Origin of the sequence: Aporhodopirellula aestuarii, from assembly GCF_023701485.1 — a bacterium.
Lineage (GTDB): Bacteria > Planctomycetota > Planctomycetia > Pirellulales > Pirellulaceae > Rhodopirellula > Rhodopirellula aestuarii.
In genome coordinates, this window is record NZ_JAMQBK010000008.1 from 155,408 (window position 1) to 180,761 (window position 25,354).

Here is a 25,354-nt window from a genome sequence, read left to right on the forward strand (position 1 = left end):
GTTCGCCGATTGCGCGTCAGTGGTGGTTTCTTTCGTGACGCACCGAGTGAGTAGCCTCTTGACGCTTTACATTTTCTTGTTGGTCATCGTTTCGCTCATGTGCGGCTCCTCGCCCGCCGTAGCCGAACCGTCGTCGCGTGCCGTTATGGCGAGCGTTTTGTTGGTGTCGGGCTGGGTTTTGCTCGCTCATATCGCCGCTCGGCTGTTGGCCCGTCAGGTCATTCGCGGGTCGCTCGAATATGGCGAGGCGGTCGGTTTTCTGCGGATGCAGATGGAAACCTTCCGCTGGTTCGCGCTGCCGATCACGCTGTTGTGCCACTACGGCTTCTCATTGTCGGCCTGGTTGCGAGTCCAGCCGATCCTTGAGGACAGCATGGCGTTCCAAGCGATCGGGTTGCTCGCGCCGGGATTGACGCTGCTCTTGGCGACTTGGTCAGCCGAATATTGGTTTGCCGCGATCATCGGCATCCAGGAGAAATCGGTGAAGAAGGCTCTCGGTGCGATGACGCAGATGATGCGGAGCGGCCCTGCTTGGTTGATCCTTCCGACGCTCGTCTTTCTCAGCCTCGGTGATATCGCGGGAAAAGTTCAAACAGATTATTTCACTGACCCGGACGCGATTGGCGGCGGAAACTCCGGCAATTTAGTGTGGTGGCTGATCGGTCTCGGTGTGGCAGCGATTGCCGTTGCCCTGCCATACTTGGTCCGCCTGATTGCAAAGACCGAGCCGGTTTCTGACGTTCATCGCAGGGAAGTCGAAACATGGTTGCAACGTTGTGGGATCTCGACTCACCGACTTTTCGGGATGAAAACAGCCCGTTGGAACACCGGCGGCAGGTTGCTTAACGCGATGGTAGCCGGAATCGTACGGCCGGGCCGATTGTTGTTATTGTCTGACCGATTGCTCGATGAGTTACCGCGTGGTCAACGGTTAATGGTTGTGATGCATGAGATCGCTCACGTGCGTCGATTTCACGTGCCGATCCGGATGGCGGCGATTTTGCCCGCTTGGGTCGTGTCGAGTTGGTCCAGTGCGATCCTGATCGACAGTCAGTGGTTGACTCCTTCGATGGGTGCGGCCGTTGGCGGTGCATTGGGGCTGATCACGACGGTCGTCGTGCTCGGCACGGTCAGCCATTTGTCCGAGCTCGACGCAGATGCCACGGCGTGCCGTTTGGCGGTGCGGGCGTGTGACGCCTCCCGCGATCGCGAGCGGCGGAGGACCGAATCCGGGGAACCGACGGGACAGTCCACGGGGATGCTCGACGTGCCGATGACACGTGAAATGGCTGCCGAAATGATGGCGGACGCGCTGACCCGTGTGACGGCGGATCACCCGTCCTCGCGGAAATTCAGTTGGCTGCATCCGAGCCTGGCGACCCGGGTAGCGAGATTGCGTCGAATCAGCCGCCCGCTTCCCGATCTCGGCTCCGACAGCCATACTCTAGCGATCTGAGCGAACCCCTCGCTCAGTCCGAAAAGAATAAACCCACGTATACGAGAGTCGATTCTGATGAGTCAGAGCGGAGTGATCACATTCAAAGGCAACCCGATGACGTTGGCAGGTAGCGATCTGGCGATCGGCCAGACCGCACCGGATTTCAAACTGCACTACGCACACGAAGGTCTGAAGGAACTCACACTGGCCGATTTGAAGGGCAAGCCGACGATCCTCAGCGTCGTGCCGAGCCTGGACACGGCGACCTGTGCGGTCCAAACCAAGACTTTCAACGAAAAGCTCGGTGAGTTAGGTGACAAGATCAACGCCGTCACCGTCAGCCGCGATTTGCCGTTCGCGCAAGTCCGCTTCTGCGGCGCCGAAAATATTTCGATGCGTACCGCCAGCGATTACCAAACTCACGAATTTGGTGAAGCTTACGGGTTGGAAATCGAAGAGCTGAAATTGCTCAGCCGCGCCGTCCTCGTGCTCGATGCCGACGGCAAAGTCGTTTACAAGCAGATCGTTTCAGAAGTGACTCAGGAACCGGATTACGCCAAAGCGTTGGAAGCACTCACCGCTCTCGTCGGCTAGTCTTGGCAAACATCGCTTCGGCGGATTGCTGTTAAAGTTGAATTGTTTCGCTCTTCCCAGGGACGTTGATTGTTTTAGTGCTCTTTTTAGCGGAACGGCGCAAGCCGTCCGGTCCCGAGTCACCGGACGTCTCGCGCCGTTCCGCTACTTTGGATATCCCGCAGTAAATAAATCGATGTCCCATGGGAGAGCGAGTGATGCTTCGCAATTGCGAAGCTCTGCGACGGCGAATTGATTGAATCGAGATCCAAGATTCAACAATTAGCTGAAAACGCGAAGTGCGAATTTCGCGGTGACGCTCGTCTACAAACCCGCTGCTTCAATGCGGAAAAATGGATCATGATTCGTTCGACGCTGACGCGTCGGGTGATTGCAACGACTCGTCTTAATGACTTTTGGAGAAGCGTGGGCTGGACGAAAGACGTGATGACTTCTTCGAGTTCAGAATCACCGCTGACCTGCTTAACCACCTCTCCATCCGGTTCTCTTGCTCGGTGCTAACCGGCGAGGGAAAACGCCTGTTCGACTCCTTCCAGACCCCAGCTACTCCTTGCTCCTCGATCGTCTTCGCACTAGCGCGATTCTGATAATCTTCGCCGTGGCGTCGTTGTTCGCCGATGCGAACTACTCGGTCTCCGGTGCACCGGGTTTGTTCCTGTTCCCGTTGTTGTTGTTTTATGCACTCGGGACCGCTTGGGATATGGGTGGCTTGCTGCTGCGGGCGGGATTTCCGGTGCACCGCGGCGTGATCCTGGTCGCAACGACATTGGTGACATCGGCGCCGTACGTTTCGATCCTTTGGAATGCGTTGGCCGCTTGGATGCCCGACTCGATTGAACCCTATCCGGTGGATTGTCCAATTGGCCAGATGGGCTGGATCACGTTGGCGGGAATCTTGGCCACGATGATTTTTTTCTTAGACGAAATGAAGGACTATTCGGTCGGTTCGGATCCGTCGGGTGTTTTGCGTCGTCTGACCGCGAGCGTGTTCACGGCCACGTACGTCGGGTTGCCGATGAGTTTATTGGTGATGATGCGTGGGCTCGGCGAGGGCAATTGGGGGCTAGTGGCGTTGCTGAGCATGATCGCGATCACCAAGAGTACCGATGCGGGTGCCTACTTTACCGGTAAAGCGATCGGACGGCGGAAACTGATCCCCCGGTTGAGCCCCGGCAAAACCTGGGAGGGTTCGATCGGCGGAATTGTTGTTTCCACCTTGGTCGCGGCGGCCTGTATCACGTATCTTTTTCCTGCGATCTCGGGGGCGGCGTCAGCACCACCTTTGTGGCTGGCACTGGTGCTCGGACCGCTGCTGGCGATTTGCGGGATGGTCGGCGACTTAGCTGAATCCTTAGTAAAACGGGCCTGTGGGGCGAAAGATTCCGGAAATTTGTTGCCCGGGCTGGGTGGCATTTGGGATGTGACGGATAGCCTGATTTTCGCGTCTTTGCCAGCTTTTCTGTGTTTCGCGGCCGTGGCATGACCTCGGTTGCGGGTTGCGGTAAAATGGCGGTTAACGTCGAATCGAACGTGCCGAGTGTTTCCGGTGTCGTTTAGAATCACGCGGAGCCAGTTCCCCGTGTTGGTTACTTCCTTTCCTCGAAACGAGAGTCGTCAGATCAACGTTCCCTATTCATCCGTCGTGGTTGTCCAGTGAAGCCCGTTATGAGCGAAGCTACGATTTCGACAGCGGGTCCTGACGAAGTCCTGATGCTGTTTGGTCCCCGTGACCAGCACGTCCGCAAACTCCGCCGTCTATTTGGTGTCGATATCACGCACCGTGATGGACGTGTTCGGGTAGCGGGAGAAGAAACAAAGGTTAGCGCCGCGACGCGCACGTTGGAGCGACTTCGCGTGATCGCGCGAAAGAAACGTGAGTTGACCGTCGGCGATGTCGAAACCGCTGCGACCGAAGAAGGTGCGATCGTTGAAAATGGCGTGCCGGCCCGGCCGAGCAGCGAGAAGATCGACATCCAACACGCCGGCCGCAAGATCACACCGCGGACGCCTGGGCAAGCCAAATATGTTGAAGCGATCCGGACGCATGACTTAACTTTTGCGACCGGGCCCGCGGGCTGCGGTAAAACGTATCTTGCTGTTGCCACAGCAGTCGAAGCTTACAAATCAGGTCAGGTCCGCAAGATCGTGCTCGTCCGTCCTGCCGTCGAAGCGGGAGAGAGTCTCGGTTTCCTGCCGGGCGACTTGCGTGCGAAACTCAATCCGTACCTCCGTCCGCTGATGGATGCTCTCGGCGAGATGGTCGATTTCGACCAAGCCCGTGGGTTGATGGAGCAAGACGTGATCGAAATCATCCCGTTGGCCTACATGCGTGGTCGAACGCTCAATGATGCGTTCATCATTTTGGACGAAGCCCAAAACACGACCGTCGCTCAGATGAAAATGTTCCTGACCCGAATGGGCGAACGGAGCAAGATGGTCGTCAGTGGTGATGCGACTCAGTTGGACTTGCCACGGGGCGTGCGGAGCGGCCTGCATGATGCGTTGTACCGACTCAGCGCTATCGACGGCGTCAGCGTGATTCGATTGGGGGCACATGATATTGTTCGTCACCGATTGGTGCAGGCGATCGTGAATGCCTACGAAGCGTCTGAACGGCGGGAGACACACAACGGGGCGATGAATTCCAGCCCTGACGGTTCTCAATGAGCGAGCTCGAGAGATCATCATGAGCACTGCAAAAACTCAACGTGCGGGTAAAGAACGCATCGAATCGCTCGGTATCCCTAAGCCCAAATGGGTGACGTGGTGGGATAAGAGCGATAAGAGCAATCTTGCAATCCGGTTTGCGCTCGCGTTCGTCGCGGCGGTGGTGTTGCTAGCCTCCTGTCGCACATGGCAACCGACGTTCGCCTATCGGATGGGCGCGATTCCGGCGCGTGACTTGATGAGTCGGGTGACCTTTCAAGTTCCCGATCGCGTGGCGACGGATGACCAACGCGAACGCAAACGCCGCGAAGTCTTGACGCTGTATCGGAATTCGCCGGTCAGACTCGAGCAGCTTCGTGCGGCACTGCGTAACCGATTGTTCTTGGTACTGGGGGCGTCCTCGTATGAACAGCTCGGAGAAAAAGAAAAGGCCGCGTTGGCCGAGTTCTACGAAGGCAGCGAAACGTCTTCCGAAGACGAGTCCCCGGCCGAACGGTTCGCATTGCTCAAACGCGTGTTTGCCAAAGACGTCGAGCTGACGGAACTTGAGAGTGTCGTTGAGTCGGCGATGATGCCGCTCTATCGAAACGGCGTGTTGCAGGCACCGCAACACTCGCCCGAGCAAGGTTCGCAGCGGATGATCCGTGTGTTCCAGGGCAATGAGACGGACGAAGCGGTGCCGGTCGAACTCAGCAAGGTTCGGATCGCCGAAGCCGCGAGCGAGCTTCGCACGAAACTCAAAGAGAATTTCCGGACGCGATATCCGTCCGATGAAGGCCAGGTCGCGGCGGAGATGATCGCGAAATGGTTGCGTGATCAGTTGCCGAATTATGAAACGTTGAAGTACGACGACGAACTCAGCCAGAAAGCACGTGACCAAGCGGCCGAAGCGGTCGAGACGGTGCAGATGACGTATTATGCGGGCCAGTCCAAACTCGCCGATGCGGGCAAACCGCTCAGCATCCGGGAGCTCGAGTTGCTCCGGAGTGAGTGGAAAGTGCTCGTCGATAACATGCAGATCTTCGACCGGGTGGCACGCGTGGCTGCGTTCGCCGGAATGATCATCGCGTTGTATCTGTTGTGCGGCTCTTACATCTGGTTTGTCGACGATCGGGCGTTGATGACCGATCATTGGAAACTCGCCAGGGTCTTATCGCTGGTGGTCGCAACGATCGTGCTGAGTTACTACGCCTCCCGCGATGCGTGGCGGGCGGAGTTGGTGCCGTTGGTGCTCGCATCGATCACCGCGGCCGTCGTGTATGGTCGCGATTTCGCGTTGTTGGTCATGGCGGGTGCGAGTCTGAGCGTGACATTGTTGCTTGGTGCAGACCTCTCTAACTTGGTCGTGATGGCGGCCGCTTGCACGTCGTGTGCGTTGCTGACCGGTCGAATCCGCAGTCGTACTCACCTGATCACGGTGGGGATCCTGTCGGCTGTGATCACGATGTTGACGACCATTGGTGTGGGAATTGTGTCCGGACAAACGTTGTCGTCAGGCGCGCCCGGCGAATCGCTCGAGCCGATGTTGCTCAGTGGGCCCTTGCAACGGGTGTTGTCGGGTTTGGTCAGCGAAGCGGGCTGGGCAGGACTGTGTATTTTGGTTTCCTCGTTGGCGATGACCGGCCTGCTTCCGTTGGTTGAAAAAGCGTTCGGGGTGCAAACGGATCTTTCGCTGTTGGAACTTGGCGATGCGAGTCACCCGTTGTTGCGGCGATTGGCCCAGCGGGCACCGGGAACATACAACCACTCGATCAATGTCGCGTCGATCGCCGAGGCGGCTGCTGATGCGATCGGTGCGAATGGATTGCTCGTCCGTGTGGGCGCGTATTTCCACGACATCGGCAAGATGTTCAAGCCCGAATACTTCATCGAGAATCAAAGTGCGGGCATCAATCAACACGATTCACTGCAGCCAGCGATGAGCACGTTGGTGATCATCGCGCACGTCAAAGACGGTGCGGACCTCGCTCGCAATCACCATTTGCCGCGTCCGATCATCGACTTCATTCTGCAGCATCACGGCACCACGTTGGTGGAGTATTTTTACCGCGAAGCGGCCCGCCGGAGCGAAGAGGACCCGAACCGTGAATCGGTCAGCGATAAGGATTTCCGCTATCCGGGACCGAAACCACAAACCCTCGAAGCCGCAGTATTGATGCTCGCCGATACCGTCGAGAGTGCGTCACGGACGTTGGTCGATCCGACTCCCGCGCGGATTTCGAACCTCGTTGACGCGATCGCGCAGAAGAAGGTTTCTGACGGCCAGTTCGATGAATGTGGTCTAACGTTTTCGCAGCTCCATCGGGTCCGCCAAAGTTTGGTGAAGTCGCTGACTGCGATCTATCATGCACGTGTCAAATATCCAGGGCAGCAATCCGCGTGACCGATCTGATGAGTGAGATTGAGATCACGATCGACGCTCGCGTCCGCGAAAAGGTTCGCGAGCACTCCACGCCAGAGCACCCGCTCGGGATCGCGGAGATCGAATCGGCGGTACGCAGAGCCGCATCGATCGGGAATTGCACCGATTGCCGAGTCGGCGTCCGAGTGACCGACGATCCGACGATTCACGAGATCAATCGGGAATTTCTGCAGCATGATTACCCGACCGATGTGATCAGCTTCCCGTATGAGTTGCAGCCTCCGGTCGTCGAAGGCGAATTAGTGGTTAGTATCGATACCGCGGCGAGCGAAGCGGTCGACGTGGGATGGTCGGTCGCTGAAGAGTTGTTGCTGTACGTGATCCATGGGACGTTGCACTTAGTCGGCTTCGACGACACCGACGAAGAAACACGAAAAGAAATGCGAGAAGCCGAACGAAAGGCACTCCAGATGCCAGCCAGTAAACCAGCCACCCCCTGATCTCCCAACTCCCAACTCCCAAACCCTCTGCCCTTTTCACACACACACTCACTCTTCATGACTGAACTTCCATTCTGGGTCGCCGTGGCCTGGACGATTTCTGGTTTTCTGCTCGGCAGCATTGGCGGTCTCGGCGTCGAACTGCTCGACGGGTTTGCCGGTCGATCGTTTGAAGTCTACTGCCGAGTGAAGAAGAACCGAGACCGGTTCGGTTCGGTGCTCGATCATCAGGACGCTGCGATCCGGGGCAGCGAATATTTGCGGATGATCGGCACGGTTCTGTTCTTGATGTTCGGAACGATCGCCGTGATCGACCATTACGGCGAAGAGCGTCAAACATTGGTCGCGTGGGGGATTGTGGCAGGGCTGTTGATGATGCTCACGCATCTCTGGTTGCCCGCCGCGGTGACGCGTTTCACTTCGGCACCATTGTTGTATTACACGTGGCCGTTCTGGTTCACGTTGTCGATTACCATGCGGCCGTTGCAAGCGCCGGGCGAAGTTCTCGAGATTGTGACGCGTCGGCTCGCCGGGAAGCTCGAGACCGAAGACGAAGACGAGGAACAGCTTGAAGATGAAATTCGCACGATCGTAGCCGCGGGAACACGTGAAGGTTACTTCGGTCCAGGCGTGCGAGAAATGATTCAAGGCGTGATGGAGCTTCACGAAGATACCGTCGGGCATATCATGACCCCGCGGGGTGACGTTGAAGCGATCGACGCCACGTGCACGTGGCAGGACGCGGTTGCCAAGATCATCGCGAGTGGCCGAACCCGTTATCCGGTCTACGAAGCCAACATCGATAACGTTGTTGGGATTCTGTTCGTCAAGGATTTATTGCCGTTTTTGGTTTCCGACGGGTTGCCCAATCAACCGATCGTGGAGTTGTGTCGTCGACCTTGGTCGGTACCGAAGGACCGCAGTGTGGAAGCGTTGTTGATGGAGTTTCTGCACAACCGTTCGCACATGGCGATTGTGGTCGACGAGTTCCAGCAAACGGCAGGCGTTGTGACGATCGAAGACGCTCTCGAAGAGATCGTTGGCGAGATCGTTGATGAGTCTGACGAAGAAGAAGAGTACGGGATTCGTGTGATTGACGATAACACGATCGAAGTCGATGGCCGGGTGATGATCGATGATCTCAACGAACAGGTGCACTGGGACATCCCCGAGAGTGAAGACTACGAAACGATCGCGGGCTGGGTGCTGTATAACACGGGATCGATTCCCGACGCGGGTCACCTGTTGAAACTCGGGAATTTGGAGATTGAAATTTTGCGGGCCACCAATCGCAAAATCGAATCGATGCAGCTCCGGCGTGGTAACGGTGTCTCGCAGTGGGCGGGATAGGTCAGAAGCCTCATAGACCGGTTGGATTATCGCGTTGGGCGGTGAACGTCGTGCCCTCAGGCTGGGCTCGGTTCACGTGCTGAGACAGTTCGGCGCGGCCGTTGTCTCGACCCTTCCGCTTTTCTGCCGACCTGCAACAATTGGGAACGATCGAAACCGCATCCCACGCACCTGGTGAATCGCAATGCCCATGGCATCTCCCGTATCCAACCCCGCCAGCAACCAATCCGACGCGACCGGTTTGCCCGACGATAGTCCGCTTCGTATCGGCAATCACACGCTGAAAAGCCGTTTAATCGTCGGCACGGGGCGATACGATTCGATGGATCAAATGCGGGATTCATTAGCCGCGTCAGGCAGCGACTGCGTCACCGTCGCGGTCCGCCGCGAGCGTTTGTATGACAAAACCGGCCAAAACATTCTCGATTTTCTCGATCCCGAACGATACACGCTGCTTCCCAATACGGCGGGGTGCTACACCGCCACCGACGCGGTTCGGGCTGCCCGCTTGGGGCGTGAAATTCTCAGAACGCTAGGTAATCCAGGTGCCGATTGGGTCAAACTCGAGGTGCTCGGTGATTCAAAAACGTTGTTGCCCGACCCCGTCGAAACGGTCATCGCGTGCGAAAAGCTAGTGGAAGATGGGTTTTCCGTGTTGTGTTACACAAGCGATTGCCCGATCACGGCGGTTCGGCTGAAAAAAGCGGGTGCCGCCAGTGTGATGCCGGCGGGCAGCCCGATCGGCAGCGGTCAGGGAATTTTGAACCCCAACAGTTTGAAGATCATTTTGGAATATCTCAAAGATGATGACCCCGATTATCCCGTGATCATCGATGCGGGTGTCGGAACGGCAAGTGATGTTGCTATCGCGATGGAACTCGGGGCCGACGGGGTGCTGTTGAACACCGCGATTGCCCATGCACGTGATCCTGTTCGCATGGCGGTGGCGATGAAACATGGGGTCATTGCGGGCCGAAACGCGGCCCTCGCCGGACGGATTCCGGCCCGCTTGTACGGTACCGCAAGCAGCCCGAGCGAAGGTGTGATCAGCACCCGTCCTTACGGTAGCTCAAGCGACGGGACCGCCACGTAATTCGACGCCGACTTGGACGTGCGGTAGTTGGACCGCTTCGGAACTAGGCTCGCAGATCGTGCCGGCAAGAAATGCGAGATTGTGACCGGCGTGTGTCTCAGTGGCATCGGATCTGGCGCTCGGTTAGCCTATTGGCATGAACCAGCATAACGAAATCCGTCCTGTCATTCGGCCCACGATCCGGCTGCGAACCCAATCGGAGGCCAACGGTGCGGCTGCGTTGACAAATGTCGATTCGACACCTCAAGACACAGCCGGCAACGGCGGCTTGTCCGAGTCAGCGGATCCGTTTGCGGTGAATGATTCCGGTGCAACGATTGGTATCGAGGGCACGCCATCGTCGGGCCGTGAGTTTTATCAGTCAGGTTCGATTTGGACGCCTGATGATTCGCGGAAATCGGAATTGGTTACCGCCGTTCGAGCGATCGAAAACAAATCAACCGGCGGGTTTACCAAGTTCGTCGTGTTGCTGGTTTCACTCGCCGTCTTCGTCGCCGCCGGTGTCGCGTGGTGGGACCCGTGGATCGTATCGATGTTGGTTGTCGTGTTGTTGTTTCACGAAGCCGGACATTACGTGGCGATGCGGGTGTTCGGTTACCGCAATGTGAAGATGTTTTTTATCCCGTTCTTGGGAGCCGCCGTGAGCGGTCGGCACTTCAACATTTCGGGTTGGAAGAAGGCACTGGTGTATCTCGCCGGGCCGGTTCCCGGAATCATCGCATCGCTGCCGTTGATGATCGCGGGGATTGCGTTGGAGACGGACTGGATGTTGGAACTTGGTGGCATGGGGTTGTTGCTCAATACGCTCAACCTGTTACCGATCATGCCGCTCGACGGCGGATGGATCATGCATCTGACCGTTTTCAGCCGGTCGCCGATCTTGGAGCTTGTTGCGAGGATGCTCGGTATCCTAGCGATGTTCGCCTTTGCGATCTTTACCAACAGCATCTTCATTCTCTTTATCGCGATCCCGTTGGTGATGTCGTTGCCGACAAACTTTCGGATCGCGAAGTTGATTCGGCGGTTACGGGATCGCCCGCTGCCACAGCCCGAGCGGGACGAAATTCCGGACGCGGCGATTCACCTCCTCGACCACGAGATCCAATCCACGCCGCTGGCTCCGACACCGACCCAGAACAAAGCCGCGATGATTGTACAGATGTACGAATCGTTGATCGTCAAGCCGCCGGGCATCGGTGCCACGTTGGCAATTTGGATGGTTTATGGCGGAGCGTTCTTGATCGCCATCTTCGGCGGAATTGGGATCTTGATCGGGAGGGATTTTTTCCAGGGCGGTTTGTTTGACGACGAACTTTTCGATGCGACCGAGCACCGCGTGTCGCTCGACGTTGACGACACGCAGTTTCAGCTTGGTACCGAACCGATCGATGGATCCTATCTCGCGGTGGCGCGATTCAACTCGGCTGCGGAGCTGGAGGCAGCGAAACGAAGTCTGCGAGACGACGATCTCAAGAAGTTCACGCACGCGCGTTTCGGTAACGTTTGGTTGGCATCGATCCCGAAGGACCCCGACAAAACAGACGCGGAGGAAGAAGAACTCTTTGATGACGAGTTCGCGGACGATTCCGATGAAGAGTTTCAGGAGCGCATGCGACGACTGTTTCGGCCGATCGACCCGGCGGAAACGTGGATTGCAAAGATCGCATCTGATAACGCCGCTAACAAACGCCATCGGGCACCGGATGTGGCGGGACTCGATGAGGGTGTGCAGCAAGAGTTGCCTTCGCCCGGCGGTCCGGTCGTTGATGTGATCAGCGGACTGCATCATTCCTCGATCCAAATTCGAGCGACTGCTCCAGATGCTGATGCGGCGGATCAAGTGTTGAAAAATTACTTCCAGATGCCGCGAGCGGGGAACGAGCGGTTGTACATGCCAGCGTGGTCGCCACTCGATCCGCCCACACCGTCGCAGATCCAATGCCGGACCGTTCTCAAGCTTCTGCTCGATGGGATCACACGCGATTCGGCTCCGGACTTATTCGAGCAACGGCAACAGATCGGCAAAGAACAATACGAGCAGTTCGATGCCGACAACTATGACCCGCGCCAAGCCGCCGTGTTTGCTTCGCGGATTCGGGAGTTGCAATTAAGGTACACCGCCGAGGTATTGAGTGGGCTGGAAGGCGAACAGGCCGAAGTGGGGCGGATGTATCAGCGATATCAACAGGACGAACTGGCCTTCCAAGCCTTGGTCGAACAACGTTCCATCGAGGCGCAGGCTCGTATCGCGGCAGGTGAACCGGCTGGCTCAGATGCCGAAGACGATGCCGACGAGGAGTATCCGCTTCTGGATGACTATCTCGTCGACGAAACCAACCTGCTCGGGTTTTCCGATCCGACGCGACGGAGTCATCATTTCGCGTCGCACGTCAGCGGTTCAGTGCTGACCCCGGACGATGTTCTCGCCGAGATGGCGGGGGACGATGACGAGATGCTTATCGTTCCCGCGATAAGTGATGATGAGGACGTGCGGTACCTCAATCTGTCCATTCATCGTGCGACGGATCAAACCGCCACCATCTCCGCGATCGTGGCGTTTCTCAATCAGCGTGGTTTCCACGACTTTGAATTACTCTACGCGACCCCCACGGCGGACTTCGACTGACTCGGTTGAGCCGTGCTCGGAGCGCTGGGCTGCGACTAGGGTGTTTTCTTACCTGGAAACTTGCTTTATCCGAACCGGATGGTTCACGCCCTACCGCAGAAAGACTTAGCGGAACGGCGCGAGCCGTCCGGTTCCACACCGATTTTTAACGCCGACAAAGCACTCACTGGACACATTCGGGCAGCCTTATTCAAGTTATCGCCCCTCACGTAGCGGAGCCTCTCGGGACGCCGAGTGTTTAACTGAAGGGTTTCAATGTAGCGGAACGGCGCGAGCCGTCCGGTCCCGCGTTACCGGACGGCTCGCGTCGTTTCGTTAAATACGTCACTAAAACAATCGATGTCCTCCGCAAACGAGGAATACGGGAACGCTCGTTCGCGGAATAGCTGTGAATTTATTCGCCAACGGCGAATTAACGTGGCCGTTTGATCCGCAAACGGAGGTTAGTGGTGCGCTCGTTCGCGGGAGCGAACGGCCACGTGGATAAATTCACAGCCTAGGAGCGAACTCCACATTAATAGCTTCAAAGCTTCTGAAAACGCGTGAGACGTCGCGTTACTCAGGTACGCCGCCCAGCAAATTCACAGCTGAACCGTTTGTTTTTGCGTGTGATTGATGCTGCCTCACCGGTGGTTGACTTTGACGGTTAGGCTGACCGTGCGATGTATTCCGATCGTGCTACGGTGCGCTCCGCTGTCAGGTCGATCAAGTCGAGGTATGTCACCTTCACGTCTGATTCTACCGATTGCATCGAGAACGCAGGTGGTAGCAATCGTGCCGCACGCTCCCATGAAACATAAACACGTGAAACACTATCGTGTGTTCCCATTTGTGACGCTGTGCCTCCTGATGGCTGCGCCGGTTTGGCAATCGACGTGTGTCGAGGCGGCGGATCCCTACGGGAGGCAACAGCACACGAGGCCGACACGGCTGGGCGCGACCGGCCGACTCGCCAGCACGCCGATCGATGGCGACGACGAGGATCTGCTCGGCAGTTCGAGCGATGACCTGCTGGGTGGGAACGACTTGCTCGGAGGCGGCGCCGATCTTCTCGGCGGTAATGATCTGCGCCGGGGTAATAACCTGCTCGGGGGAGACGACCTGCTCGGGATCGGTGCATTGGGGCCACCACGCAACTCAGGTGGCGACGTCGATCCTCTCGCGGGCCTCGGCGCGAAAACGAAAATCAAAGCAGCCGACGGCGGCACTCCCGCCAAGAATGACAACGCCAACGATCCGCACATCGGTTTGTGGACCGAAGACGTCTATCCATCTGCCGAGTCGTGCCGCGCCTGCCATCCGAAACAGTACGAGGAATGGTCCGTTAGCAGCCATGCGTACGCATCGGTGTCCCCGATGTTTCACCGTTTTGAACAAGCGATGACGGATCTCACGCAGGGCACGGTTGGCTCTTTCTGCGTGCGTTGCCACTCACCCGTCGCCACCCAGCTCAAGATCCCGCGAACGGTCAGCATGCTCGACCAACCCGCGGTCGCCCGCGAAGGGGTCACCTGTATTTCTTGTCACCGCATCAACGAACATTATTGGCGGAGCAACGGCGACCGCCGGATCGAGCCCGGCGACATTCATGCGCCCGTTGGTCGCGGAGGCGACGGACAGGCTCTCTATGCCGCTCTCGCATCTGCCAAAGAGCACAAACTCAAGACTGATCCGTCGCAAACCGGACCCGGCCAAAAGATTCATAACGGCTCTTACTTCTTTGAACCGCTCACCAATTCAGACGTTTGTGTTTCCTGTCATCAGGTCGCCGTGCATCCGGGCATTTGGTTGGAAGTTGTTCACGGGCAATACCGGGCAGGACCGGCTGCGAAGCGTGGAGCGACTTGCCAAGATTGTCATATGGGCGCCGTACCGGGCAAGGATCTCGGTTACGAACATTGCCACGTGGCCGAGCTTTCGGGAAAACGATACGGTGAACCTAAGAAGCATTCCAATCACACGTTTTGGGGGCCGGGCTACTCGATCGCACACCCAGGGATCTTCCCACACAATCCGAAAGCCAAGAAGTATTCACCCCGTCAATGGTTGACGTTTGACGACCGCGCGGGATGGGGGACGAAGGAGTTTGAGGACAACGTTCCAGCTGGAATGACATTCCCCGAACCGTGGACCGAAGCGGACGATCGCATCGATGCGAGAAAAATCATCGATGAGAATCTGGTCAAAGTTCATGCCAAGCGAGGTGTGGCTGCGATGACGCTCGAGGCGGCGGCTCATATCAGCGATCCGGTGTTCTACACGACACCGCAAATCGGTTCGCCCCTGAAAATTGGATACCGGGTCGACAACGCGAGTGACGGGCACAACTTGCCAACCGGTTCGCTCGGTGCGCAGCCCCAATTGTGGCTCAACGCGGCATTGATCGATCCGAGCGGGCGGCGAGTTTGGGAGACCGGTTACCTCGATTCCAACGCCGATCTCGCTGACATGAACAGCGTGGACGTTGCACAAGGACGGATCCCGCGCGACAAGGGTTTATTCAACCTGCAAACAAAATTCCTGATCAATAACGTTCGCGGAACTGACCGAGAAGTTCCTTTGCCGCTGAACTTCAGCCTCGACCAACTCGTGTTCCTGAGACCAGGCGCCGTTCCCGTCAGCGTTCTCAATCACCCACCTTTGATTCGCATGGAAGCGCACAGCATCGCTCCGTTGGATCATCGGATCGCCGAATACACCATCCCGGCGTCGGCATTCAGCATGCCGGGCACGTATCGATTGAGCGTCCGCATGCGCAGCCGTACCGAACCGATGTATCTGATGCGAATGGTCGGAGCGACTCCCGACATGATGCGTCGGATGAACGAAAACATGATCGACATCTGCCGATCCAGCTTCACATTTGAGGTTCGATAGACATGTTGAACCACATCCAAACCGCTGTTCCCGATCCATCGACGTCACAACTCGCCGAGTCGCGAACAACGAAGTCGCGTCGCCGCAATTTACTGCGGATGATGATCGTCGCGGGTCTCGTTGCGGCGCCGAGTCAGTTCGCTTGTGCAGGCGACCTGATTGTTGCGAACGACATCGAGATCCAAACGACGCACACGCCATCGGAGTTGGATTGGTTGAGCGTGCCGCTGCCAGTGCAATTACCGCCACGTCCGAATGCCGCGGCTGACTTGCGGCCGCGTCCGTTGCCAACGATGGATCTGTTTGAGGCCGATCTGACCGACAAGCGAGATCTCTTCGTCAGACAGCCGACGTTGGCGGCTCCGCTTCCCAGCGAGCCGACGTCTGTCACTCCCGAGGAAGTCTCCGTTACGGTCAACGAACCACTTAGTCGCTTAGAATTTGACTTGCGCGCAACCGACACCATGTCCGCCCCCGACTGGTTGTCACTGCCGCTGCCGACATCGAGCGGCGTTCGATCGTCTGCGTTAGCGTCGTCACGACCACAGCGATTGCCGACGTTTGATGGCGTGGAGGGAGATCCGTTTCCGGAAGATTTTGACATTGATTGTCATTTGTCGAGCCATTCGGCGTTGATCGACTGGGGGGCGAGCGAAACGAACTCGACGCCGCCTCAACGCTTGCCGATGGTCGATGGTTGCGCCACATCGGAAGAGTCGTCGGATGACTTCATTGCCGCTGCCGGGATGAACCCGATCGTAAACCAATTCGATCATTCCTATTCTGACTTTTCGGCGACGCCGTTGCCGGCGGGTTCGCAGTACAATAACCCGCACGCCGCGCAGTGGATCTACGATTCCAAACGCGCGGTGCCGACACAATCACCATGGATCGAATGGGGACGACCGTTTTACGGTGACGGGATGACGCCCCGAGGGATTGATTGGTTCGGCCCCTACAACATGGTTCGGCCGCAGTTCTACCTCTACGGCGACTATCGCTCCGGGATTGCGGCGGGACGCAACGCCGCCGGACGTACTGACAATTGGTCGTCGCGTTTGAATCTCGATATGGATTTGAAGGTCACCGACACCGAACGCTTCCACGGTTTCATCGGGCCGCTCGATCGAGCCGGCAAATTTTCTGGGGTGCAGCTCAATGATGGTGAGCTCGACTATCAAAGTATCATTAACCCGAATTTCGTCACTGCGTTCTTCGAGGGCGATTTGGGGGCGATTTGGGGCGGCTTCTACGATCGGACATCTCCGATGGAGCTGCCGTTCACCGTCGGATTGGTTCCGCTGCTATTTCAAAACGGGATCTGGATGGAAGATGCCGTTACCGGTGCGGCATTCTCCTTGCCGGCCCGACACAGTCGATTGTTGAATTGGGCGAACTTCGATGTGACGTTCTTTGCCGCCGTCGACCAAATCAATAGCGCCGCGTTCGGAACCGACAATCATGCCGCGCAGGCGTTCGGCAACGCCTGGTTCATTGAGGCCTACGACGGCTACATCGAGACCGGGTATGCGTTTGTGCGAGATCGCAACAACCCCGCAAAAAGCTACCACAACATGACAGCGAGTTTCACGCGGCGATACTTCGACCGCGTCAGCAACTCGGTCCGCGTGATCGTCAACTCGGGACAGGATCTCGCGAAAGACGATCGGACTGCCGACGGCGGACTGCTGTTGGTGGAGAACAGTTTGATCACCGCTTCGCCGCTGACGGTGGTGCCTTATGCGAACTTCTTCTACGGATGGGGACGGCCCCAATCAGTTGCCCGAGCAGCCAACAGTGGCGGGATCCTGCGGAACACCGGCATCAACTTTGATACCGACGGGTTGAACGGACTCGCGACGCTCGATCCGACCGGGGCGGATACCGCGGGCGGGTCGATCGGTGTCGATCTGATCGGCAACCGTCTCGATCGACAATTGCTGCTTGAGGCGTCGTACCTGACCGAACATGGTGATTCCAACGCTGGCGTCGATGGCGATCAGTTTGGTCTCGGGGCCCGGTATCAATTCCCGATTTCCAATGCGACGTTGCTGCGGTTCGACGTCATGCACGGTTGGCGGGGCGACCTTCCGGACGTCTACGGCACCCGAATGGAATACCGTTGGAAATTCTGAGCCAGCGACGGACGGGAAGCTAACCGGGAAGGTTTGGGCTGCGTTGGTGGTTTGGGGCGTCCTGGCGTTTTAGGACCGCTCTCGATCAAGGATTTGTGGTGTTTTGGGCGTCTGGGAGGCGGAATTCGGCCCGACTTCACTTCCGCCGGAACGCGGGAATTCGTTAGTTTTGCGACCAGCCGATCTCTTTTTTTTCCCGTCCAGGACGCATTTGCTATGCACGAACGAACCACGCGGGCGATCGCTCGATGGCTGTTCGTTGGCTGCTGCGCGTTGCCCACCGTCCTGACGATGTTCGCAATTCTCGTCACTTGGACGCCTTGGTACCACAACCGGGCCCGCCACGCGTTGGAGAACCACGTCGAGCTTTTGACGGGATTACACGTTCAAATCGGCGATTTTGAGCGGGCCGATCCATCCACTTGGCGGTTGTCCGACGTCCGACTCGCCGACCCCGAGACGCTCCGTACGGTCGCAAAAATTCGCACGGTGTGTTGGATCGCGGAGAGCGAAAACACAGTCATTCGGCTCAGCCAGCCCGAGATCAGGGTCGAGATGCTCGACCATGTCGCCTCCCTCGTGCACGACCGATTCCTGTGTCGACCGGACCTGACCAGTGTCCCGGTCCGCATCGCCGCCGATGATGTGACTTTGCGAGGCCAGTCGACCGCCCAAACGCTGCAGGACTTTGACACCTATCTTGAAACCCGTGACAACGTGGTGTGGGCGACCGTCCGCTGTATACCCGCCGGGCAGCGTCCCGATAGCGAAGGTGTGATGGTCGAGGTCACACGTGATCGCTCGGCGTCGCCGCCCGTGACCGCGTGGTCTTTGCAGACCGGCGAGCTGCGGATGCCTCTCGATGTGATTGCGGATTACTTTCCGTTCTTGGGCCGACTTGGCTCTGACGCTACTTTTGACGGGACGATGTCAGCCTCACGGCAAGATGGTGTTGTTGCCGAACCATGGGCGTTTTCGCTCGCCGGCCGTTTTCGAAACATTGATCTCGGTCAACTCACACAAGACTTACCCCACCGGGTTACCGGTCGCGGCGATGTGTCGATCGACCGCTGCCAGCTCGATCGAGACGGCTCCGTCAATGTCGCGGGACAACTCATGGCGGGTGAAGGTTGGATGTCAGCGTCAATCCTGCCACGCTTGGCCGAGGACTTGGGATGCGAGCTGACGGTACCGATCGAAGACGATTTCGGCTTCGATGCACTCGCCCTTCGGTTCGATCTCTATGCCGCTCAATTGCGTGTCGAAGGCGCCTGCCGCAGTATTTCAGGGCGTGAATGGTTGCCGTCTGATGTCGTCGTTTCAGCAGGTGGGCGCCCCATTGTTTTATCCAAAGGCAGATGGTTACCCGCGACGCATCTGCTTCGGCTAGTCGCTCCGCCGCATAGCGTATCGGTTCCGATCTCGGGACAAACAACCGGTTTGCTGTGGCTCCTCCGACCGCCGCGACACGCCATGCCGGGGTCGGTGCAACCGCAGTCGCCCGTTGATGTCGGCGCGGAACCCGCAGCACGAATCGGCAGGCTGCAACCATGGCGTGAACAGAGTGAGCCGATCTCGCAGCCACGTTAGAAATGCGTTGAACGAATTGCGGTGATCTCAACGGAGCGGTGTACGTCCCGCGACCGCGTTAGGTGTGAGTCGAGCGATATGTTCTTTCAAAGTCGGGTGCAATCGACGATGTCGATCACGCGAACTCGATTTTGTTTTCCTTTTCGGAAGTTTCGTCGTCCATCTCGAGGCGTAGTGTTCCCACCAGGATGTTGAAGTGTTGGTCATGTCGCCGGCTTGTTTTCAAGGTCCAGCGACGAGACGTGTTGGGTTCGTCGTCGGCGAGTCGAACTTCGACGGTATGAGTCAGCCATCCACGGACGAGTCGTGGTGGTGTCTTGTCACACAACACGACGGCTTGGCGTCCGCCACCGCCAGGGATCGGCATCCACGAAAGTGGCGACCAGGACGATGCGGGGACGAGCGACCATTTGGAGTCGTCGCATGTTAGTCGCAAGCAGCTTTTAGCGGGGAATGGGCCGATGGAATCTTGTGGGAATACGATCAGTCCGTTCGCGCCGGGCAGGGCATAGGAACGCCACAATCGAGCGAGTACCGGATCGAGCAACATCGTGCGGTAAAATTTCACCCGTCGCGCCGTCCACCGGAAGATGATCAAAGCAATCAGGAGGGCGAACAGATTAATCGCGGTCGCCAGCGTTGGGCTAAACGCGTAGATCGCCATCAAGCCCGCGCAGATCGCTTTATTGCAGACTTCAAAGATGGCGTCGACGGTCGGAAATGGGGTCAACCATACTAAAAACTCGAAGAAGAACTTGACGCTGTTGATGACCAACACGTTGATCGCCATCGCAATCATCAGCAGCGTTTCGGCGGTGAAGCTGAGGATGCCGGCTTGAAAAACAACTTGTCCGCCCACAAGTGCTGTGGGCGAGTCGTCGTTCATGATCGACTCGATGCCGTCCATGCCGCTGGTGTCGCCCGCGTAGTTGGCGGAGAGTTTGATGGCGAGCAAGATGATCACGACCGCGTACGCTTCGACTCGATCCATCGCTTGAGCAAACGGTTTGCTGACTTTGGATAATCGCGGCAAGCTGGTTAGCAGTGCCAGCAACGCAAAAATCACGAAGAGGGGAACGCTGTGCAGCGGTCCGGTTGGGCCGAGGAGTCCGTTCTCGGTGATCGACGCCGGGCCCCAAAGAGCAAGCCCTGACAGACAGGCCACGCCGAAGAACGGCGACAGCGCTAGCGGCGCGAGCGGGCCTAACCAATCGGCGAGATTGAGATGGTCGGCCCACGCGGTTGCGGCCGCGATGTCGCTGGGTTTGAAATCGCTCTGCAAGGCGGCAGGGATGTCTTCGTCGGTAATCGCTTGACTTGGCTGGCTCGCCTCATCATCGGCAAGTGCGGTGAGAGTGAGTCGAGGCAGATCCGCAATCAAACCCGATGGTTGATGCGCCGTCACCTGTGTCCCGTTAGCGTCACCGACAATGATGCCGTTGACAAAAAGGTTGTCCACGGCGACGAACGAGATCGCAGCAATCACGAACAAAGTCAATTTACCGTTCATCTGCTGACGCACCCTTGTTGTCGATCGTAATCCGATGGCCTAATGTTTCGACCTATGAAACGACCACATCTCTATTTGACCGGGTATCGAGGGTGCGGCAAGAGTACTGTCGCGAAACTTTTGTCTGATAATCTCGCGTTGCCGTTCTTTGACCTGGATATCGGGATCGAAGAAGCTGCCGGGACGACGATCGCGGAGATTTTTGCGTCCGAGGGCGAAGCGGGATTTCGTGATCGAGAAACGAAGTGTTTGCAAGAAATTGCGGAGTTGCCGCAACGGGTCGTGGCGCTGGGCGGCGGTGCGATCCTGCGTCCGGAAAATCGCCAGTTGATCAGCACGAGCGGCTGGTGCGTGTGGCTGGACGCCGCTCCCGCGGTCATTGCCGACCGACTCACCGGTGATGCGACGACTCGCGAGCGACGCCCTTCGTTGACCGGAAAACCCGTCGCCGAGGAGATTGTTGAAGTGATGACTCGCCGTGAGCCGCTCTATCGGGAAGTCGCCGATCTGCGGATCGACACGTCAGAGACGCCGATCGAAGAAATTGTTAGTGAGATCGTGGCGGCGTTTGCCGCTGTGAAGTGATTCTCAGCTGATTGATTGGGTGGCCCTGTTTTGCCGCTTTCAATCCAAATGCGTCGGGCTTACCACCGCAGGATCAACGTGCCCCAGGCTAAGCCGGCGCCAAAACCGCTCATCAATACCAGGTCACCGCGTTTCAAACGTCCCGCCTGGACGGCTTCGTCAAGAGCCAACGGGATGCTGGCAGCGGACGTGTTGCCGAATCGATCGAGGTTGACGAAGACTTTGGACGGATCGACTCCCAGGTCAGAGACCGCGGAGTCGATGATCCGTTGGTTGGCTTGATGCAAAATCAGCAGCGAGAGATCGTCTGGGGAGAGTCCCGCATGGGCCATCACGTCTTTGGCGCTCTCGTCGACAACTCGGACTGCCCATTTGAAAACGCCGCGGCCGTCCATCTTCATGTAGTGTTCGCCGGCCTCGAAACGTTCCGGCGTCAGCGGCTGACGAGAACCCCCGGCGTTGATGCACAGCATGTCGCCAAAGCAACCTTCGCTGCCGAGTTGGTAGGCGATGATGCCGTCCGTCAACGGGGCGTTGTCGTCCGCTGCCTGGGGCGTTGTTTCCTCGGGCACATCGGACGCAGGATGCGAGGGAGTCACGAGAGCTGCCGCGGCGGCATCTCCAAACAGCGGGAATATTTTTTTGTCTTCCGGATCAATCGTCCGGCTCATCAAGTCGGCACCAATCACCAAGGCGTTCTCGGCGTTGCCGGTTGCGACGAATTGCGCCGCGGTCACGAGTGCGTACGTGAATCCCGAGCAAGCGGCCGAGAGGTCAATCGCGGGGGCTGATGCTCCCAGACGACTTTGCACTTGGCAGGCGGTCGAGGGCGTTGGAGTGTCCGGGGTGATCGTCGCCACCACGATCAGGTCGATGTCTTCGACTTTCACGCCCGCATTTTCCAAACAGCGTCGTGCAGCTTCGTAGCACATGTCGCTGGTGGCCTGGTCGGGGGCTGCGTGCCTTCGCTCCCGAATCCCCGTGCGACGGATGATCCAGTCGCTATCGCACCCGAGTGCCGCGAGGTCTTCGTTGGTGACGCAATTTTCAGGTACGTAGGAACCCGTGCCTGCGATGCGAATCCCGCCGATCTGTCCCAGCCGTCCGCGAGCGGTAACGGTCCCCCGTGCATGCACGGCGCCAGTGGTGCCGCTGCTGTCACCTCCGGCGGGTGACCCGCCCGAAGTTTGATTTTTGGCGGAAGGAACGGATGTGCGGGGCGGTTCGTTAGCCGGTTCGGTGTGCAACCAACTTTCCTCGATTTCAGGGATTCAAAGTCGCAAAAAGGTTTGCGAGGGCGTCGATGCCGAATATACATAAACGATTGCAATCACGACATATCTAGCGATTTAGGAAGACGGCAAAGAGACGTCTTTTCAAATGAGGAGAATTGTCGTAAGTTTCCGCCTTCTCGAAGACGATACCTGTTTTCGCAGGCGAACCTGAATGGCATTTTTGTGCTCTCTCGGGTTTGCGACCGCGAAACGTTCGGTTACGTTTTCGTGATCTTCAAGGCGATGTAGCTCAGTCGGTTAGAGCGGAGTCTTCATAAGGCTTAGGTCAGCGGTTCGAGTCCGCTCATCGCTACTTTTGGCGTCGCGTCGAGCGAAAATAGCACGCGTCTTCTTTAAAAACGCCGCTGTATCGGACCGCCTCACGGCGGCGATATTCTCTCTGTCGGCTTTCTCGGCCGATTTGCCATCTAATTGATGGTGCGACATCAGCCCGTATCTCGCAATAACGGCGTCTTGACTTCCTTAGGGACTAGTGATCATGCGCTCAGCTTGACGCATTTCCATGTTTTTTGGTGGATTGTTTTTGTTAATCGTGATTTTGCGAGACTGCCAAACCGGAGGTAGATTTGGGCGCGAAGATCGATTGAATTTTTCTTCCGTTTGATGCCGGCTGCCGCGGAATCGATTGAATGAACCACCCAATCAAATCACCGACTTGTCACCCGTTTCGATTTTCAGAAGCCCGATCGTTGATCGCGGATCTGCAGCGACCCAATCAGACGATTTATTGGGTCGACTTTCTGTGCTCGATCATTCTCGGGCACCTGACGCTGCACGCGATGTTCTGGGCACCGTATTTTTACGGTTTCACCCCGTGGGTGATCGCCGTGATCGGTGTCAGTTACGTCGTCACCGTGGTGCTGTACATGCGGGCGTTGATGTTCATTCACGAGTTGGTGCATTTGCCGGAAAAAGGGTTCACGTTCTTTCGCATCGCGTGGAACGCGTTGTGTGGGATTTTTTTCCTCGTCCCTTCGTTTCTGTATTATCCGCACGTCGATCACCATCGGCGAAAACATTACGGGACCGACCATGACGGTGAGTACCTGCCACTGAGTCACCGCAGTCCTTGGTTGATTGTCGGTTTTATCGTCCAAGCATTGTTCTTGCCGCTGTTGGCTTTGTTGCGGTTTGCCGTGATCAGTCCCATCTGTTGGGTGTTCCCGCGATTGCGACCGTTTGTGCACCGTCACATGTCAACGATGTTAGTGGACCCGTTTTATGAACGGCCCGACGCGTCGCCAAAACTGATGCGAATCGTCATCATGCAAGAAGTACTGTGTTTTGCATGGTGCGTGTGGTTCCTGATCCGTGGTGGAGTCATGCGCGACCGATGGCTCGATCCGTTCTGGTTGATCGCCTATAGCGTTGGGGTGGGAATCCTGATTCTGAATGAGTTTCGTACCCTGGGGGCTCACCGTTGGAACAACGACGGCGGCGAAATGACGTTTGAGCAGCAATTGCTCGACAGCGTTAACTTTCCCGAACGCCCATGGTTCACCGAGTTGTGGGGACCCATCGGGACTCGGTATCACGCACTCCATCACTTGTTTCCGCGCTTGCCCTATCACAATCTTGGGGAAGCCCACCGTCGATTGACCGAGGGGTTGCCCGCTGATTCGATCTATCACCAGACATCGGAAGTGTCGCTTACTTCGGCAATCGTGAAATTGTGGAACCGGGCGCGTGGCGCGAAACAGTCGCGTGCTATGATGGGCTCCCATGAACGAGCAACCGCCGTCGGCTCCTGACGATTTCGAAAACCATCACGCCCACTTTGTTTGCGAACGGATCGGCCAAGACGGTTGGCTGCCTTACCGGGAAATCCGATTACCGGTCGACGATCTCGGTTTTCGTCAAGCCGTCACGGCCGTCGAACGTTTGCGAACGTACGATGGCCAGCCTTTTTTGCCAGCCGAACATTGGCAGCGTTTTCGCAACACGCTCGCCCTCGTTGGCATTGCGAACGTCCCTTCCGTGGAAACGCTCGACCGGAGGATGCGGGAGTTGCTCGATCGCAACGACGCGTTGATTGCGGCGCAGCGTGACGTCGGCATAACCGCGTGGGCGACCCCAGGCGATCGGATCGGTTCGAAGCCCACGATGGCGATGCATCTCAACGCCATCGATCACGAGGCCGGCGAGAAGCGACGATCGATCGGGCAGCCGGTTGTGTTGACTGAGGTCGTTCAGCCCGATCAAGCGAGTTGGCCGCGGCAGGCAAAAGTCCGTTGCCGATTGCACTATTTCATCGCAGACACGCACGCCAGCGACGCCGCTCCGGGATCGACCGGCCTGCTCAGGGATTCCGACGGCAGTTGGACGGAGTCGTCGGTTGCCAACATCGGGCTCGTCATCGGCGGGGAGTTGGTGTTGGCCCCGGCGGAACGGATTCTTCCCGGTGTGACGCAAGCCTTTGTGGTCAAGCACGCCGGTTCGCTGGGGATCGCGACGCAGCGAAAACCGTTGACCACGTCCATGATTCTGGATGCCGAGGCGATGCTTTTGATGGGCACGGACACCGGATTGTGGTTTGCCAGCGAAGTTTCGGAAATTCGCGAAGGCCAAGCGACAGTGATTCGTCGATTTAAGACGCCTGAAATTGGCAGTATTGTCAGGCGGTTGCAGAGTGGGTTTCCAGGGATTGCGTGACTCGACTGCGCGCGGTTTTCTTCCGTCGAGTGCGTAGCTCACATACCAAACACACCGTCGTGGAAGTAATAACCTCGCAG

Annotated in this window: 17 protein-coding genes and 1 tRNA gene; 16 read left to right on the forward strand and 2 right to left on the reverse strand. The window is 57.5% G+C overall.

Annotated features, from left to right (window positions below; genetic code table 11):
• The first annotated feature begins 58 nt into the window (after nt 1–58).
• From NB063_RS02080 to NB063_RS02135, 12 genes are all read left to right on the forward strand, one after another.
• The gene (locus NB063_RS02080; RefSeq protein ID WP_250927072.1) at nt 59–1,456 is read left to right on the forward strand and encodes a M48 family metalloprotease; all 1,398 of its coding nucleotides are present in this window, start codon (nt 59–61) and stop codon (nt 1,454–1,456) included.
• A 57-nt stretch (nt 1,457–1,513) separates the two neighbouring features.
• Nucleotides 1,514–2,032, forward strand: coding sequence for a thiol peroxidase (gene tpx / locus NB063_RS02085; RefSeq protein ID WP_250927073.1), 519 nt, complete (start codon nt 1,514–1,516; stop codon nt 2,030–2,032).
• 598 nt (nt 2,033–2,630) lie between these two features.
• Nucleotides 2,631–3,515: a phosphatidate cytidylyltransferase gene (locus NB063_RS02090; protein WP_250927074.1), complete on the forward strand. Its 885-nt coding sequence runs from the start codon at nt 2,631–2,633 to the stop codon at nt 3,513–3,515.
• 182 nt (nt 3,516–3,697) lie between these two features.
• Entirely contained in the window at nt 3,698–4,699 is a 1,002-nt protein-coding gene (locus tag NB063_RS02095; RefSeq protein ID WP_250927075.1) for a PhoH family protein, read from the forward strand.
• 19 nt (nt 4,700–4,718) lie between these two features.
• Complete coding sequence (locus NB063_RS02100) at nt 4,719–7,082, forward strand: HD family phosphohydrolase (protein ID WP_250927076.1); 2,364 nt, start codon at nt 4,719–4,721, stop codon at nt 7,080–7,082.
• Between the two features lie 8 nt (nt 7,083–7,090).
• A complete protein-coding gene (gene ybeY, locus NB063_RS02105; RefSeq protein ID WP_250927077.1) occupies nt 7,091–7,561 on the forward strand; it encodes an rRNA maturation RNase YbeY in 471 nt (156 codons plus the stop codon).
• 57 nt (nt 7,562–7,618) lie between these two features.
• Nucleotides 7,619–8,911 carry a hemolysin family protein gene (locus NB063_RS02110; RefSeq protein ID WP_250927078.1) on the forward strand — a complete coding sequence of 431 codons (1,293 nt, stop codon included), beginning with the start codon at nt 7,619–7,621 and terminating at the stop codon, nt 8,909–8,911.
• Between the two features lie 190 nt (nt 8,912–9,101).
• Nucleotides 9,102–10,004: a thiazole synthase gene (locus NB063_RS02115; RefSeq protein ID WP_250927197.1), complete on the forward strand. Its 903-nt coding sequence runs from the start codon at nt 9,102–9,104 to the stop codon at nt 10,002–10,004.
• A gap of 136 nt (nt 10,005–10,140) precedes the next feature.
• Nucleotides 10,141–12,630: a site-2 protease family protein gene (locus NB063_RS02120; protein ID WP_250927079.1), complete on the forward strand. Its 2,490-nt coding sequence runs from the start codon at nt 10,141–10,143 to the stop codon at nt 12,628–12,630.
• An 849-nt stretch (nt 12,631–13,479) separates the two neighbouring features.
• On the forward strand, nt 13,480–15,507 hold the full coding sequence (locus tag NB063_RS02125; RefSeq protein ID WP_250927198.1) for a multiheme c-type cytochrome: 2,028 nt from the start codon (nt 13,480–13,482) through the stop codon (nt 15,505–15,507).
• A 2-nt stretch (nt 15,508–15,509) separates the two neighbouring features.
• On the forward strand, nt 15,510–17,642 hold the full coding sequence (locus tag NB063_RS02130) for a hypothetical protein (protein WP_250927080.1): 2,133 nt from the start codon (nt 15,510–15,512) through the stop codon (nt 17,640–17,642).
• 216 nt (nt 17,643–17,858) lie between these two features.
• Entirely contained in the window at nt 17,859–19,232 is a 1,374-nt protein-coding gene (locus NB063_RS02135) for a hypothetical protein (RefSeq protein ID WP_250927081.1), read from the forward strand.
• A 115-nt stretch (nt 19,233–19,347) separates the two neighbouring features.
• Here NB063_RS02135 and NB063_RS02140 read toward each other — a convergent pair whose 3' ends face one another.
• Nucleotides 19,348–20,742: a hypothetical protein gene (locus tag NB063_RS02140; RefSeq protein ID WP_250927082.1), complete on the reverse strand. Its 1,395-nt coding sequence runs from the start codon at nt 20,740–20,742 to the stop codon at nt 19,348–19,350.
• A gap of 54 nt (nt 20,743–20,796) precedes the next feature.
• Here NB063_RS02140 and NB063_RS02145 point away from each other — a divergent pair, with 54 nt between their 5' ends.
• Nucleotides 20,797–21,327, forward strand: a complete 531-nt coding sequence (locus NB063_RS02145; RefSeq protein WP_250927083.1) for a shikimate kinase — start codon at nt 20,797–20,799, stop codon at nt 21,325–21,327.
• Nucleotides 21,328–21,386: 59 nt separating this feature from the next.
• On the opposite strand, the gene NB063_RS02150 is transcribed toward NB063_RS02145, so the two are convergent.
• Entirely contained in the window at nt 21,387–22,463 is a 1,077-nt protein-coding gene (locus tag NB063_RS02150; protein ID WP_407652530.1) for a beta-ketoacyl-ACP synthase III, read from the reverse strand.
• A gap of 377 nt (nt 22,464–22,840) precedes the next feature.
• Between NB063_RS02150 and NB063_RS02155 the strand changes: the two genes are divergently transcribed.
• From NB063_RS02155 to NB063_RS02165, 3 genes are all read left to right on the forward strand, one after another.
• Nucleotides 22,841–22,914: transfer RNA gene (locus NB063_RS02155), tRNA-Met, on the forward strand.
• Nucleotides 22,915–23,251: 337 nt separating this feature from the next.
• Complete coding sequence (locus tag NB063_RS02160; RefSeq protein ID WP_250927085.1) at nt 23,252–24,373, forward strand: fatty acid desaturase family protein; 1,122 nt, start codon at nt 23,252–23,254, stop codon at nt 24,371–24,373.
• Complete coding sequence (locus tag NB063_RS02165; RefSeq protein ID WP_250927086.1) at nt 24,345–25,274, forward strand: aminotransferase class IV; 930 nt, start codon at nt 24,345–24,347, stop codon at nt 25,272–25,274. Before NB063_RS02160 ends, NB063_RS02165 begins: the two co-directional genes overlap by 29 nt.
• Nucleotides 25,275–25,354 lie beyond the last annotated feature (80 nt).

What these genes read in the sequence shown, in the direction of transcription:
- tpx (WP_250927073.1), top strand. Translation starts at nt 1,514, where the DNA reads ATGAGTCAGAGCGGAGTGATCACATTCAAAGGCAACCCGATGACGTTG.
- NB063_RS02095 (WP_250927075.1), top strand. Translation starts at nt 3,698, where the DNA reads ATGAGCGAAGCTACGATTTCGACAGCGGGTCCTGACGAAGTCCTGATG.
- NB063_RS02100 (WP_250927076.1), top strand. Translation starts at nt 4,719, where the DNA reads ATGAGCACTGCAAAAACTCAACGTGCGGGTAAAGAACGCATCGAATCG.
- ybeY (WP_250927077.1), top strand. Translation starts at nt 7,091, where the DNA reads ATGAGTGAGATTGAGATCACGATCGACGCTCGCGTCCGCGAAAAGGTT.
- NB063_RS02110 (WP_250927078.1), top strand. Translation starts at nt 7,619, where the DNA reads ATGACTGAACTTCCATTCTGGGTCGCCGTGGCCTGGACGATTTCTGGT.
- NB063_RS02115 (WP_250927197.1), top strand. Translation starts at nt 9,102, where the DNA reads ATGGCATCTCCCGTATCCAACCCCGCCAGCAACCAATCCGACGCGACC.
- NB063_RS02120 (WP_250927079.1), top strand. Translation starts at nt 10,141, where the DNA reads ATGAACCAGCATAACGAAATCCGTCCTGTCATTCGGCCCACGATCCGG.
- NB063_RS02125 (WP_250927198.1), top strand. Translation starts at nt 13,480, where the DNA reads ATGGCTGCGCCGGTTTGGCAATCGACGTGTGTCGAGGCGGCGGATCCC.
- NB063_RS02130 (WP_250927080.1), top strand. Translation starts at nt 15,510, where the DNA reads ATGTTGAACCACATCCAAACCGCTGTTCCCGATCCATCGACGTCACAA.
- NB063_RS02135 (WP_250927081.1), top strand. Translation starts at nt 17,859, where the DNA reads ATGCACGAACGAACCACGCGGGCGATCGCTCGATGGCTGTTCGTTGGC.
- NB063_RS02140 (WP_250927082.1), bottom strand. Translation starts at nt 20,742, where the DNA reads ATGAACGGTAAATTGACTTTGTTCGTGATTGCTGCGATCTCGTTCGTC.
- NB063_RS02145 (WP_250927083.1), top strand. Translation starts at nt 20,797, where the DNA reads ATGAAACGACCACATCTCTATTTGACCGGGTATCGAGGGTGCGGCAAG.
- NB063_RS02160 (WP_250927085.1), top strand. Translation starts at nt 23,252, where the DNA reads ATGAACCACCCAATCAAATCACCGACTTGTCACCCGTTTCGATTTTCA.
- NB063_RS02165 (WP_250927086.1), top strand. Translation starts at nt 24,345, where the DNA reads ATGAACGAGCAACCGCCGTCGGCTCCTGACGATTTCGAAAACCATCAC.